Annotated in this window: 11 protein-coding genes; 6 read left to right on the forward strand and 5 right to left on the reverse strand. The window is 70.1% G+C overall.

What is annotated here, in order from left to right:
• Positions 1-3: 3 nt before the first annotated feature.
• Genes EXE47_RS03600 through EXE47_RS03610 form a run of 3 tightly spaced genes read right to left on the reverse strand, consistent with a single transcriptional unit; the run spans position 4 to position 4,649 of the window.
• Complete coding sequence (locus EXE47_RS03600; RefSeq protein WP_049932778.1) at positions 4-654, reverse strand: class I SAM-dependent methyltransferase; 651 nt, start codon at positions 652-654, stop codon at positions 4-6.
• Between the two features lie 42 nt (positions 655-696).
• Entirely contained in the window at positions 697-2,904 is a 2,208-nt protein-coding gene (locus EXE47_RS03605; RefSeq protein ID WP_049932780.1) for a type II secretion system F family protein, read from the reverse strand.
• Positions 2,901-4,649: a type II/IV secretion system ATPase subunit gene (locus EXE47_RS03610; RefSeq protein WP_089307837.1), complete on the reverse strand. Its 1,749-nt coding sequence runs from the start codon at positions 4,647-4,649 to the stop codon at positions 2,901-2,903. The genes EXE47_RS03605 and EXE47_RS03610 overlap by 4 nt, the downstream gene beginning before the upstream one ends.
• 194 nt (positions 4,650-4,843) lie before the next feature.
• Here EXE47_RS03610 and EXE47_RS03615 point away from each other — a divergent pair, with 194 nt between their 5' ends.
• Positions 4,844-5,332 carry a DUF5793 family protein gene (locus EXE47_RS03615; RefSeq protein WP_049932784.1) on the forward strand — a complete coding sequence of 163 codons (489 nt, stop codon included), beginning with the start codon at positions 4,844-4,846 and terminating at the stop codon, positions 5,330-5,332.
• A 14-nt stretch (positions 5,333-5,346) separates the two neighbouring features.
• Here EXE47_RS03615 and EXE47_RS03620 read toward each other — a convergent pair whose 3' ends face one another.
• Complete coding sequence (locus tag EXE47_RS03620; RefSeq protein WP_049932785.1) at positions 5,347-6,240, reverse strand: S-adenosyl-l-methionine hydroxide adenosyltransferase family protein; 894 nt, start codon at positions 6,238-6,240, stop codon at positions 5,347-5,349.
• Between the two features lie 162 nt (positions 6,241-6,402).
• Positions 6,403-6,933 carry a nicotinamide-nucleotide adenylyltransferase gene (locus EXE47_RS03625; protein ID WP_086216397.1) on the reverse strand — a complete coding sequence of 177 codons (531 nt, stop codon included), beginning with the start codon at positions 6,931-6,933 and terminating at the stop codon, positions 6,403-6,405.
• A 170-nt stretch (positions 6,934-7,103) separates the two neighbouring features.
• Here EXE47_RS03625 and lonB point away from each other — a divergent pair, with 170 nt between their 5' ends.
• From lonB to EXE47_RS03650, 5 genes are all read left to right on the forward strand, one after another.
• Positions 7,104-9,329: an ATP-dependent protease LonB gene (gene lonB / locus EXE47_RS03630; protein ID WP_049932787.1), complete on the forward strand. Its 2,226-nt coding sequence runs from the start codon at positions 7,104-7,106 to the stop codon at positions 9,327-9,329.
• A gap of 355 nt (positions 9,330-9,684) precedes the next feature.
• Positions 9,685-10,605: an NAD(P)/FAD-dependent oxidoreductase gene (locus EXE47_RS03635; RefSeq protein ID WP_049932789.1), complete on the forward strand. Its 921-nt coding sequence runs from the start codon at positions 9,685-9,687 to the stop codon at positions 10,603-10,605.
• A gap of 133 nt (positions 10,606-10,738) precedes the next feature.
• Positions 10,739-10,981 (forward strand): FeoA domain-containing protein, encoded by a 243-nt coding sequence (locus EXE47_RS03640; RefSeq protein WP_049932791.1) that lies wholly within the window; start codon positions 10,739-10,741, stop codon positions 10,979-10,981.
• Entirely contained in the window at positions 10,978-12,879 is a 1,902-nt protein-coding gene (gene feoB, locus EXE47_RS03645) for a ferrous iron transport protein B (protein WP_089307839.1), read from the forward strand. Before EXE47_RS03640 ends, feoB begins: the two co-directional genes overlap by 4 nt.
• Positions 12,876-13,094, forward strand: coding sequence for a hypothetical protein (locus EXE47_RS03650; protein WP_089307840.1), 219 nt, complete (start codon positions 12,876-12,878; stop codon positions 13,092-13,094). The genes feoB and EXE47_RS03650 overlap by 4 nt, the downstream gene beginning before the upstream one ends.
• The last annotated feature ends 15 nt before the right edge of the window (positions 13,095-13,109 follow it).

A 13,109-nucleotide genomic window follows, 5' to 3' on the forward strand; every position in this document is an offset into this window, starting at 1 on the left:
TAATCAGGGGCGTTCCGGCTCGACTTCCGCGTAACAGTTCCCGCTGGATAGCTCCGTTCGACGCGTTTCGAGAGCGCTCTCGCCGAGATCCGTCTCGAACTCCGCGGGCGAGTAGATGTGATAGTACCGAGGCACCGTCTCGCCGCCCGGCAGCGTCCAGTCGACGGTCGTGTCGAACCCCTCGTCGCGGTCGAACCGGTCGTGGGCCGTGCTCCACGCGCTGACGAGCGCGACGCCGCCGGGCGCGAGGACGCGCGCCAGCTCGTTCAGGCTCTCGACGCGGGCGCTCCGCGGCGAGAGGTGGTGGAGCGTGGCGACGTAGACGGCGAGGTCGACCGCGCCGTCGCGGACCGGGAGCGCCGTCGCGTCGCCGTGGACGAACGCGGTCGCGTCGGCGAACCCCCGGTCGCGGGCGCGGGCCGTCGCCTCGGCGAGCAGCCCGCGGCTGAGGTCGAGGCCGACCGCGGTCTCGGTGCGCGCCGCGAGCGCCTCCGTGTGGCGGCCGTTGCCGCAGCCGACGTCGAGCGCGAGCCCCCCCGACCGACCCTCTAAGAACGACTCCACCTCGGGCCACGCGTACTGTCGCGTCTTCGAGAAGTGGGTCGCGATGCGGTCGTACGTCGACTGCGGATCGCCGGTCGGCTGCGGGTCCATACCGGCTTCTCGGCCGCGACGGGGATATGTCGACCGGACGCCTCACACCGCCCCGATCGCGGCGAACGCGACGAGCGTGAGCGCGAGCAACACCACGACGTGTTTCACGCCGTCGCGGACCGACCCCTCTCCGAGCTGTCCGGCGACGAGCCCGGAGCAGACCGCCTGGATCGACGCGGCGTGGAAGAACAGCTGCTCGTAGACCGCCACGTCGATGTCGCCGATCCCGTCCGTGATCCCGCCGGGTCCGCCGGAGACCCCGCTCCCGGTGTCGGGGAGTCCGCCGCCCGTCCCCGGGACGCCCGCCGCCTCGATGGCCGGGATGAACGACACCGACAGCGCCGCGATGATCCCGAGGAAGACGAGGAAGGAGATGTAGATGACGATGAGATACGTTAACATCACTTGTCGGCGTTCGCGCCGGAGCGCCCACGTCGCGCGCGATTCGTCGGCCGCGATCCGGAGGACGGGACCCACGTCCCCGCTCGCCTGAATCGCGTTGGTGACGAGCGCGACCGCCCGGGAGGTCATCGGCGACCGGACCCGTCGCTCCAGCCGGCGCAGCGCCGTGGAGACGTCCGCCCCCCAGTCGATGTCTCGGCGCGTCCGGCGGAGGTCCTCCGTCAGGGCTTCCAGGTTCGAGTCGGCGACGCGGCGGACGCTGCCGACCACGTCGGTGCCCGCCTCGTTGACGCTGGCGAGCCGGTCGAGGAAGTCCGGCACCGCGGACTCGACGCGGCGGACGCGGCGCTTGCCGAACTCGTAGGCGACCGCGTACGCCGCGAGGACGAGGGCGGTCGCGACGACGAGCGGGCCGTCGACTTGGTCGATCATCTCCATGGGCGTCCCGAGCGTGACCGGGAACGCGAAGACGAGCAGCCCGACGACCGCGGCCGGGACGACGGCGAGGAGCACCGTTCGCGGCGAGGCGAGCACCGTCTCGACCGGCGACGCGACCAGCCGCCGCACGCTCCGGAGGCGGTCGTACACGCGGAGCCGCTCCCGGCTCGCCGCCCAGCGGTCCGCTCCGGTACCGCCCGCGCCGGCGCCGTCCGCCCCGGAACCGCCCGCGCCGCTCTCGGCGGCCGCTCCCCCGTCGAACCGCGGCGAGTCGCCCCGGTCGCCGGGCTCGTCCGTGGCGTGGCGCACGCCCGTGACCGAGGGGGTGTCCGGGTCCGCGAGCGACGACTCCGCGACGGTCTCGGTGCCGCCGACGCCCTGCGTCACGCTGTCGACGTAGACGACGAAGCCGAAGGTGGCGAGCGGCACGCCGAGGTAGACGACGACGCGGAGGAGCGGGAGGGTGTCCTGTAAGACGAGCCCGATGACGACGAGGATGGTGATGAAAAACAGCGGGCCCGCGACCAGCGCCGTCACGTACGCCTCGGCGAACGTCGAGAGCAGTTCGAGGTACTGCTCCTGTTTCGCCTCCGCCTCCGCCTGATAGCGCTCGTACTGGTCGTTGAGGAACTCCGACACCGACTGCCCGGTGCCGAGGACGGACGCGAGGTTCTCCGAGAAGTCGGCCAGGTCGTCGCTCGGCGTCCGCCGGGAGATGCGCTGGAGCGCGGTGAGCGCGTCGGTTCCGAAGGCGTTCATGTCGCGGACCGCGACCGACAGCTCGGCGGCGGCCTCGCCGTACACCTCCTCGTTCTCCGCGAGCGTGTCCATCACCCGGGGAAACGCCATCCCGGAGCGCGAGAGCGCGTACATGAACGCGACCGTCCGCGGCAGCGTGGCGTCGATCTCCGCCGCCCGCGCGGCGGCGCGCTGGTCGAGCAACTGCCACCGAGCGAGGTAGGCGCCGAGCGCGAGGCCGGAGCCAACCGTCGCGGAGACGACCGCGAGCAGGACGAACAGCCGACCGAGCCCGAGGTCGGCGAGCCGCGCGACGACCGCGACGAACTCGACCGACCCCGGGAGCGCCGCGCGGATCGCGGCCTCGCCGACGTCAAGCGCGGCGAGCAGCGCGCCGGCCGCGTACACGCCGATGACGCTGCCGGCGACCCCGAGGACCGCGGCGTACAACAGGGTCCGGGAGGCGTACACGCGGTGCGTCGTGCCGGCGACGTGGGCCGCGCGCATCCGGTCGCGCTGAGCCTGCCGCCGCGCCTCGTTCTCGCCGACGTAGTCGCCGAACGCCGACAGGGCGACGCGGGTGACGAACAGGTCGGCCCGGTCGTCGACGAGCGGCAGCGCGAGCGCGAGACAGACCGCGACCGCGGCGACGAGGGGGAGGTACTCGATCATCGGTCCGTGGCGTCGGATCCCGCGTCTCCGGCGCGCGCGCCGTCGCCGTCGGAGGCGTCGGGGCCGCGGTCGGTGCCGCCGCCCGGCGAGGCGTCTTCGGCCGCGAACTCGTCGGGGTCGACGCCGTCGGCCGCGGCGGCGCGCTCATCGAGCTTCTCCATCACGCGGTCGGCGTCGGCGTAGTACTCGTTGACGAGGGCGGTGAACGTGCGGTAGTCGTCGATGCCGAGCGCGGAGAGGAGTTCGAGGAATCGCTCGCGGCGCCGGACCTCGCGGAGCAGCTCCGACCGGGACCAGCCGCGGTCGTCGGCGATCTCCTCCAGCAGCGACGAGTCGTTGCGCCGGAACGTGTCGGAGTCCGGCCGCCACTCGAACGCCGAGGAGTAGTCGAGCTCCCCGGTGCGCTGGTCGATACCGCCGATCTCGCCGATCGTCTTCGCGCGGCGGACGCGCTCGTCGTCGGCGCGGGTGAGCGTCTGGACCGACAGCATGTCGAGCGACTGAACCATCGCGCGCGGCACGTTGATCGGCTCGTTCTCCAGCCGGTTGATCACGGTCTCGATCGAGTCGGCGTGCATCGTCGAGAACGTGGTGTGACCGGTGTTCATCGCCTGGAAGAGCGTGATCGCCTCCTCGCCGCGCACCTCGCCGACGACGATGTACTCGGGGCGGTGGCGCAGCGCCGACCGCAGAAGGTCGTACATGTCGATGTCGGTCCCCTCGTACCGGCGCTCGCGGGTGACCGCCGAGAGCCAGTTGTCGTGGTACAGCGAGAGCTCGCGGGTGTCCTCGATGGTGAGCACCTTCGCCCGCGGCGGGACGAACATCGACACCGCGTTCATCGAGGTGGTCTTCCCGGACGCGGTGCCGCCCGCGAAGATGAGGCTCTTGTTGTGCTCGATACAGAGCCAGAAGTACGCCATCTGCTCGACGGAGAACGTGCCGTACTCCACGAGGTCGACGGGGGTGAACGGGTCCTCGGCGTACTGGCGGATCGTGAACGCCGAGCCGCGCGGGGTCACCTCCTCGCCGAGCGCCAGCTCCGCGCGTGAGCCGTCGGGGAGCGTCGTCTCGACGATGGGGTCGCCGACCGAGACGTGGCGGCCGGACTGCTGCGCGAGCCGGATCACGTAGCTGTCGAGCGCCTCCTGTCCGAAGGAGACGTTCGTCTCGATGTCGGTGTACTCGTCGTGGTAGACGAAGATCGGGAGGTCGTAGCCGTCACAGGAGACATCCTCGATGTGGCGGTCGTTCAGCAGGGGGTCGACCTTCCCGAAGCCGCGGAAGTCGCGGTAGAGGTAGTACACCAGCGCGTGGAACGTGTCCATCTCGGCCTCGACGCCGTACCCCTCCAGCAGCGTCTCGAGTTCGGTCCTGAGCGTCTCCTCGTCGGTCTTGCCGCTCCCCTCGCGGTAGAGGAGCGGATCGCGGATGTCGTCGACGACGCGGTCGAGGAGCTCGCGCTCGAACGCGTCGAGCTCGGGCTCGACCGCGTAGTAGCGGTGTTCGCTCTCGGCGTCGTCGTAGGTGATCACGACGTACGCGTACGGCGCGTTCACCCAGTACCGGTCGACTTCGGTCTCGTCTTCCGGAACGACGAACGACGCGAGCGGGCCGTCCTCGCCCGGGCGAAACGGCCGGACGTCGAGCGTCGACCCCTGAAGCAGCTCCCACGTCCGGGAGAGCCGCCGCTGGAGGGCCTCGATCCGGTCGCCGAGGTCGCTCCCGCTGGCCTCGCTCGCCATGGATACGGTGCCCTAGAGGCGGGGGGAAGTTAAACTACCCCCGACGATTATCAGGACCGACATCGAGGTCCGCCGCCGCGGTCCCGACCGAGTGCCGATCCGGTCCCGGCGCGGACGCCCGAGCATCGTCGGTTCCGCGCCGCCGCTCCGCCCGTTACGTTGATACGGCCGGACCGCAAAGCATCCGATAGGAAATGCGGCGTGACTACTTCGAGTTGACCGTCGAGGGCGTCGGAAACGACGCCGGCTCCCAGTCGCCCCCGCTGGTGCGGATCGACTTCCACGGTCCGGAGGATCTCCTCCGCGAGCGACTCTCGGGGGGCGAAAGCGAGGACATCATCGTCGAGACGGACGACGACCTGCTCGCGGCCGACCAGATCGACGTCGCCTTCCGGCTCCGCGAGCCGCTGGACGAGGCGGACGAGCCGGAGGGCGTCGTCGGCGTCACCAACCGATACACGGGCGACTTCATCCTCGAACTCAACGAGACGGCGACGGACGTACTCCCGTTCATCCACGCCGCGCGCGACGCGACCGACGACGGCGACGCGCGGTACCGCGTCGAGATCGACGTCGACGGCGAGCGCCTCGTCGCCTACGACAAGGACACCTTCCTCGTGTACGACCAGGAGGGGAACCTGCTCCGCAGCGAGAGCCTGATTCCCTCCGGCGTCGAGCTGTAACCGGTTTTTCGGACTCAGAGGCTGACGCTGTCGGGAACGAACCGGACCGCGTCGCCCGGTCGGAGGTCGAACGCGCCGTCGCCCCGGCCGTCGTTCACGTCACACTCCGCGTAGCCGTGGCTCCCGACCGTGACGAGGCGCTCGCCGGGGTCAACGGCGCCGAACGTCTCCGCGACCGGCGTGAGGTCGCCGTTCACGCGGACCCAGTCCCGGCCGCGGACAAGCTCGCCGGGGACGTTGGTGATCACGTTGCCGAACCGGTCGATCGCGAGCACTTCGCCGTCAACGGCGACCACGTCGCCGGTGTCGGCCTCGTCGTCGGTACCGTCCTCGGCGTCGGTGTCCTTCTCGGCCTCGCCCGCGTCGCGTTCGACCGACGGCTCGGGAAAGCGGACGTCCACGGGGTCGTTCGCGGGCGCGAGGTCGTCGATCCCCGCGAGCGCTTCGGCGACCGCGTCGACCGCGGGCTCCCCGTCCGACGCCGTCAGTTCGTCGTCGAGCGCCGTCCGGACGCGGGCCGCGGTCGGCGCGAACACGTCGCGGCCGTGGAACGTCTCGCTCGCGGGGTCGTCGACCGCGATGGACCAGACCTCGACATCCGACTCGCCGGCCGCCAGCGCGCGGGCCGGCGGCATCGCGAGCCCGTTGTCGGGCGCGACGATGACGTGCGCGCCGGCCCGGACGACGAGGGCGTCCCGGTCGGTGCCGACGCCGGGGTCGACGACGGCGCAGTGGACCGCCGGCGGGAACTCCGGGAGGACGAACCGGAGCCAGAACGCGGCGGCCCGGGGGTCCCCGCGCGGCAGATCGTGCGCAACATCGATCAGCTCGGCGTCAGTGTGCCGGCGAATCACTCCCTTCATCGCGGCGGGGTACGGCGACCCAAAGTCCGAGGTGAGCGTGATCATACCGGAACCCGCGTGCGGCGCGGGGTTAAATGGAACGGGCGTCGTCGTCGCCGGTCTCCGTATCTGTCCACGAGCAGGCGGCCGGAGCGTCGGAGCCGGCGTCGGGGCTTCGAAGCGATCGGCGGTCCGAGGCGATCAGCCCTCTTTACACGGATCGCCGCGCTACAGGTCGGACGGCTCGCCGCCGTTCGAGTCCGTCTCCGCGATCCGGCGGATGCGCTCGACGCCGTCGACTTCGCGGATCACGTCGACGACGGGGTCGGGGACGAGGTCGGCCCACTCCCGGCCGCGGATCATGCGCTCGCGGAGTTCGGTCCCCTCCAGCACGTCGCGGCGGAACATCGGCGACTGGCGCACCTCGACGCCCGCCTCCTCGAACAGGCGGACCACGAGCGGGTTGTTCGAGTAGGCCACGTCGAAGCGCGGGGTCATGCTCTGGACGTGGCTCACCCACACGGAGTTCCGGTCGAGGTCCTCGATCGGGACGACGTAGGTGGTGGCGTCGAGCTCCTCGACCGCCTTCGTCACCATCATCACGCGCTCGCCGGCGGTGAATGGGTTCCGCGTGGTGTGAGAGTCGCCGGCGGAGCCGATCCCCAAGACGAGCTCGTCGACCTCCGCCGCGATCTCTTCCACCATGTGCCGGTGGCCGTGGTGGAACGGCTGATACCGGCCGATGTAGAACCCCCGCATGAGTCTACGTACCGTCGGCGTCATTTATAAACCCCGTGGGAACGCTCGCGGGGCGTGATCGGTCGATATACGGCTTGAAAGCGGTGTTTACTGCCCCCGGGGCTACCCCTCCGGGGGGAGAAAGTATATCAGTAACCGACCCGTCCTTTTCGATAGCGACACCCGATTCTATGAGCAACGAGAAGGACACGAACGACCCGACGGCCGACGACCCCGACGAACCGCCCCACGGCGGCGTCGACGACTCGAGTCCGGCGGGGAACGGCGAGGACGCCACGCCCGGCGACCCCGAGCCCGACGACGGCCCGGCGAACGAGTCCGGCGTCGACGAGGACCCGGCCGCGGACTCCGACGACGACCCCTGGGACGACGGGGTCATCGTGGACGACGACGGGTTCGACGAGGGTCGGAACGGCGACGCCGCCGATCCGGCCGACGACGGCGGGATCGACGAGCTCGGCAGCACCGTCGAGGTCGAGGGCGCCGAGATCGAAGAGGACCCCGACGAGGACGACCTCCTCGGCGGGCTCAAGATAGACACGACGGCCGAACTGGAGATCCCGGACCGGCTCGTCGACCAGGTCATCGGGCAGGAACACGCCCGCGACGTGATCATCAAGGCGGCGAAGCAGCGGCGCCACGTGATGATGATCGGCTCCCCCGGGACGGGGAAGTCGATGCTCGCGAAGGCGATGTCCGAGCTCCTCCCCAAAGAGGAGCTTCAGGACGTGCTGGTGTACCACAACCCCGAGGACGGCAACAAGCCGAAGGTCCGGACGGTGCCGGCCGGTAAGGGCGACCAGATCGTCGAGGCGCACCGCGAGGAGGCGCGCAAGCGCAACCAGATGCGGTCGCTCCTGATGTGGATCATCATCGCCGTCGTGCTGGGCTACGCGCTCATCATCGTCGGCCAGATCCTCGTCGGCATCATCGCGGCCGGCGTGGTGTACCTCGTCTTCCGCTACCTCAACCGCGGTTCGGATGCGATGATCCCGAACCTGCTGGTGAACAACGGCGACACGAAGACCGCGCCGTTCCGCGACGCGACCGGCGCGCACGCCGGCGCGCTGCTCGGCGACGTGCGACACGACCCGTTCCAGTCCGGCGGGATGGAGACGCCCAGCCACGACCGCGTCGAGGCGGGCGCCATCCACAAGGCGAACAAGGGTGTGCTGTTCATCGACGAGATCAACACGCTCGACATCCGCAGCCAGCAGCACCTCATGACGGCGATCCAGGAGGGCGAGTTCTCGATCACGGGCCAGTCCGAGCGCTCCTCGGGCGCGATGGTCCAGACCGAGCCCGTCCCGACCGACTTCGTCATGATCGCGGCCGGGAACCTCGACGCGATGGAGAACATGCACCCGGCGCTGCGCTCCCGGATCAAGGGGTACGGTTACGAGGTGTACATGGAGGACACCATCGAGGACACCCCGGAGATGCGCCGGAAGTACGTCCGGTTCATCGCCCAGGAGGTCGCGAAGGACGGCCGCCTGCCCGAGTTCTCGGCGGAGGCCGTCGAGGAGATCATCCTCGAGGCCAAGCGCCGTTCCGGCCGCAAGGGCCACCTCACGCTGAAGATGCGGAACCTCGGCGGGATGGTCCGCGTCGCGGGCGACATCGCCCGGGGCGAGGACGCCGAGATGACCACCCGCGAACACGTCCTTCAGGCGAAGGGGCGCTCGCGCTCCATCGAGCAGCAGCTCGCCGACGACTACATCGAGCGCCGCAAGGACTACGAGCTCCAGGTCTCCGACGGCTACGTCGCCGGCCGCGTCAACGGCCTCGCGGTGATGGGCGAAGACTCCGGGATCATGCTCCCGGTGATGGCCGAGGTGACGCCGACCCAGGGCGGCGGGCAGGTGATCGCCACCGGCCAGCTAAAGGAGATGGCCGAGGAGTCGGTCCAGAACGTCTCGGCGATCATCAAGAAGTTCTCCGACGAGAACATCTCGGAGAAGGACATCCACATCCAGTTCATCCAGACGGGCCAGCAGGGGGTCGACGGCGACTCCGCGTCCATCACGGTCGCGACCGCTGTCATCTCCGCGCTGGAGAACGTCGGCGTGGACCAGAGCCTCGCGATGACCGGCTCGCTGTCGGTCCGCGGCGACGTGCTCCCCGTCGGCGGGGTCACCCACAAGATCGAGGCGGCCGCGAAAGCCGGCTGCGACCGGGTGATCATCCCCGCAGCCAACGAGCAGGACGTGATGATCGAAGACGAGTACGAGGAGATGATCGAGGTCATCCCGGTCTCGCACATCAGCGAGGTCCTCGACATCGCCCTCGAAGGCGAGGCCGAGAAGGATTCGCTCGTCTCCCGGCTGAAGTCGATCACGGGATCCGCGCTGAAGGACGGCAACGTCTCCGGCCCGTCCAACCCGAGCCCGCAGTAGGCGGCTCCACGCCTCGCGGTCCGATTTCTTCTGTCCTCGCTTTCGTTCCGGCGAGCCGCCGCACCGCGGTCTTCGCCCGCGGTTCGAGTGCCGCCCGCCGAGTCCGGTCTCGGTTGCTTATCGAGCGAGGTTGTCTCCGCCGCCAGTATTTTGTAGAATATACACAATACTGATGCGCCAAACAAACGATTCACCGACGGGGACAAGACGTATTTCGCGGCGATCGATACGCTTCCAACCCGGCTATAGCCACAGGAGCGCGTTTCGGTCGATATCTTGGAGGGGACGCCGACCACTCCGAGTGAATCAGCGGGCGGAATTAATAAGTTAGTATAGTACATACTACGCAATACAGATGTCAGGGATCGCGATCGTCGGCGGGGGACCGACCGGACTGAACGCCGCCATCTACACCGCTCGGGCGGACAGGCGAACGCTCGTGTTCGACGACGGGGGCGGGACCACCCGTGACGTGGACACGATGGAGAACGTCTACGGGTTCCCGGACGGGGTCACGGGCCCGGAGCTCGTCGATCTGGGGCGAGAGCACGCGCGGAAGTACGACGCCGAGATCGTCGAGGAGGAGGTCGTTCGGATCGAGCCGGACGGCGACCGGTACCGCGTCGAGACGACCGTCGACGAGTACGTCGTCGACGGGGTTATCATCGCGACGGGCGCGGACTACGAACGGCCGGCCATCGCGGGCGTCGAGGCGTACGAGGGCCACGGCGTCTCCTACTGCGTCGAATGCGACGCGTACTTTTACCGCGACAGTCCCGTCGCTGTCGTCGGCGACGACAACTACGCCGCGACCGAGGCGTTGATGCTGCTCGACTACACCGACGACGTCCGGATCCTCACCAACGGGTCGGCGTTCGAGGCGGACGACGGCTTGCGGGACCGGGTCGCCGACGCGGGGATCCCGGTGGTCACCGACGACCTCGATCGGCTCGCCGGCGAGGAGGTCCTCGAAGCCGTCGTCACCCGAGAGGGCGACGAGATCCCGGTCGACGGGCTGTTCGTCGCGCTGGGCACCGCCGGCGGCACCGACCTCGCGGAGATGCTCGGCGTCCCCGTCGAGGGAGACGACATCGTCACCGACGAGGCGCAGTCGACGCCGGTGGACCGGGTGTACGCCGCGGGCGACGTTACCGGCGGCCACCAACAGATCGCGACCTCCGTCGGAGAGGGAGCCCGAGCGGCCATCAACCTGCTCGAGGAGCTCCGCGGGGCGGACTACATCGATTACAAGAAGCTGGACTCGCAGCCGGCCTGACCGGCCCGACCGCTGACGCGCGCGAAGCGCGAAGGCGGCGCGCGGGTCCGGGCTCGCGGGTCCAGAGCGGTTTATATAAGACTCCATAATGTGCCGTGCCGCACAACACGCCCGTCGTTTTAGGTAGGCCTAAATGGTGGTCGCGCTGGCCGACATCCCGTCGGGCGAGTGGGTGGAACTGGTCGACGTGCCGGACGGCGAGCGCCGCGCTCGGTTACTGCGACTCGGCCTGCTGGACGGCCGCGTCGAGTGTCGCCGCCGGATCCGCAACGGTCCGGTCGTCGTCAGGCGTCGCGGGACGGAGGTGGCGCTCGGGCGGTCGCTGGCCCGGGAGATAACCGTCGAGCGATCGGCCCCCGACGACGCACCGCGATGACCGCGAGCGGGGACGCGGACCGCGGGCCCACATCCGGCGACGCCGAGGCGTCCGCGGCGCTGGTCGGCGCGCCCAACGCGGGCAAGAGCGTGCTGTTCGGACGGCTCACGGCCGAGTACGCCGACGTCTCGAACTACCCCGGAACCACGGTCGAAACGACCGCGGCGACCCTCAGGTCGACCCGCCTGATCGATACGCCCGGGGTCCACGGGATATCGTCGTTCTCTGAGGAGGAGCGGGCCACGAGGGCGGTCGTCTTGGAGGCGGACGCGGTCGTGAACGTCGTTGACGCCACGCGGCTCGACCGTGACCTGTTCGTGACGCTACAGCTGTTGGACATGGGCGTGCCGACCGTCGTCGCGCTGAACATGATGGACGAGGTCGAGGCCGACGGCGTCGAGATCGACGTCGGCGCGCTGGAGGCGACCCTCGGCGTCCCCGTCGTCCCGACCGTCGCCGTCACCGGCGCCGGCGTCGACGAGTTGCGCGATCGGCTCCCGGAAGCGACCGCCCCCGAGTCGACGCCCGTCGACGCGTACTACGACGCGCTCCCCGACGGGATCGAGGCCGGGCGGGCGGAGAAGACACTCCTCGTCGAGGGCGACGAACCGACGGCTCGCCGCGTCGGTGCCGGCGGCCTCGCGGCCGACGGGGGCGACGCGCCGCTCGCCGGCCTCGGAGAGCGGGAGGCGGTGTATCGCGAGCGCCGGACGCGCGTCCGGTCGGTCGTCGAGGCGGTCGAACGGGGTCCCGCTCCCGGACGGAGTCGCGGGGGACGGCTCGGAGACCTGTTGCTGCGGCCGGTGACGGGGATCCCGATCGCGCTCGCGCTCCTCCTCGCGGTGTTCTACGTCATGGGGGTGCTCGTCGCGCAGCGCGTCGTCGGCTACGCGGAGACCGTGGTCTTCGGGCGATACTACACGCCGGCGGTCGAGGCGGCCGTCGCGGACCTGCTCCCGGCGCGCGGGTGGGCCGCGCCCGTCGAGTTCCTGCTCGTCAACGATAACCTAGGGCTGCTGACGGTCACCGTTCGGTACACCCTCGGGGTCCTGCTCCCGCTCGTGGTCGCGTTCTACCTCGTGATCGGGACGCTCGAAGACGCCGGCGTCCTGCCGCGACTCGCCGTGGTGACGGACAGAGGGCTCGACAGGATCGGGCTCAACGGCCGCGCGGTCGTCCCGCTGATCGTCGGCGTGGGATGCGTGACGATGGCGGTCGTCTCCACCCGAATGGTCGGGTCGCGCCGGGAGCGGCTCATCACGACGGCGCTGCTGGGCCTCGCGATCCCCTGCTCGGCGCAGATCGGCGTCGTCGCGGGGTTGCTCGCGGAACTCGGGGTCGTCTGGTGGGGCGGCTACGTGGCGGTACTACTCGGGGTCCTCGGGGCCGCCGGCGTCGTTCTCGACCGGACGCTCCCCGGCCGACAGGACGCGCTGATCGAGCAGCTCCCGCGGCTACGCCTCCCCCGCCCGACGAACGTCGCCCGGAAGACGGCGAACCGGACCGCCGCGTTCCTCGGGGAGGCGGCCCCGCTGTTCGGGGTCACCGCGGCGGCGGTGTCGACGCTCGAGTACCTCGGCGCGCTCGACGCGATAGTCGGCGCGTTCCGGCCGCTGACCGCGGCGCTGGGCTTACCCGCGTCGTTCGGCGAGGTGCTCGTGTTGGGACTGATCCGCCGCGACTTCGCCGCCGCAGGGATGACGGGCCTGACGCTGTCGGCGTCACAGACCTTCGTCGGACTGGTCGTCGTCACCCTGTTCGTCCCGTGTATCCTCACGATGGCGATGATCCTCAGGGAGCGCGACGCGCGGAGCGCGCTCCTCGTGTGGGTCGGCTCTTGGGTTACGGCGTTCGCCGTCGGCGGCGGCGTCGCGGCCGCCTTGGAGGTGATCGCGTGATCTGTCCCCGCTGCGAGTACGAGTTCGATCCGGCGAACGGGCTCTCGTGTCCGCGCTGCGGCGCGCCCGCGTCATGTTCGGGCGTCTCCTGCGCCGAGTGCGGCGCGTGTTCGTCGCCCTTCGAGCGACTCCGCCGACGGCTCGCGGAGCGACTCGCCGGCGAGCCCCATCGCGACCGGGACTCCTCCGGGGACGACCCCGCGAGCGAGTCTTGACGAACGCCGGTGCGA

The sequence above is a fragment of the Halorubrum sp. GN12_10-3_MGM genome, from assembly GCF_005435235.1.
Taxonomy (GTDB): domain Archaea; phylum Halobacteriota; class Halobacteria; order Halobacteriales; family Haloferacaceae; genus Halorubrum; species Halorubrum ezzemoulense.

Bases quoted from the DNA above. Each gene is read 5' to 3' on its own strand.
- EXE47_RS03600 (WP_049932778.1), bottom strand. From the start codon at position 654: ATGGACCCGCAGCCGACCGGCGATCCGCAGTCGACGTACGACCGCATC.
- EXE47_RS03605 (WP_049932780.1), bottom strand. From the start codon at position 2,904: ATGATCGAGTACCTCCCCCTCGTCGCCGCGGTCGCGGTCTGTCTCGCG.
- EXE47_RS03610 (WP_089307837.1), bottom strand. From the start codon at position 4,649: ATGGCGAGCGAGGCCAGCGGGAGCGACCTCGGCGACCGGATCGAGGCC.
- EXE47_RS03615 (WP_049932784.1), top strand. From the start codon at position 4,844: ATGCGGCGTGACTACTTCGAGTTGACCGTCGAGGGCGTCGGAAACGAC.
- EXE47_RS03620 (WP_049932785.1), bottom strand. From the start codon at position 6,240: ATGATCACGCTCACCTCGGACTTTGGGTCGCCGTACCCCGCCGCGATG.
- EXE47_RS03625 (WP_086216397.1), bottom strand. From the start codon at position 6,933: ATGCGGGGGTTCTACATCGGCCGGTATCAGCCGTTCCACCACGGCCAC.
- lonB (WP_049932787.1), top strand. From the start codon at position 7,104: ATGAGCAACGAGAAGGACACGAACGACCCGACGGCCGACGACCCCGAC.
- EXE47_RS03635 (WP_049932789.1), top strand. From the start codon at position 9,685: ATGTCAGGGATCGCGATCGTCGGCGGGGGACCGACCGGACTGAACGCC.
- EXE47_RS03640 (WP_049932791.1), top strand. From the start codon at position 10,739: ATGGTGGTCGCGCTGGCCGACATCCCGTCGGGCGAGTGGGTGGAACTG.
- feoB (WP_089307839.1), top strand. From the start codon at position 10,978: ATGACCGCGAGCGGGGACGCGGACCGCGGGCCCACATCCGGCGACGCC.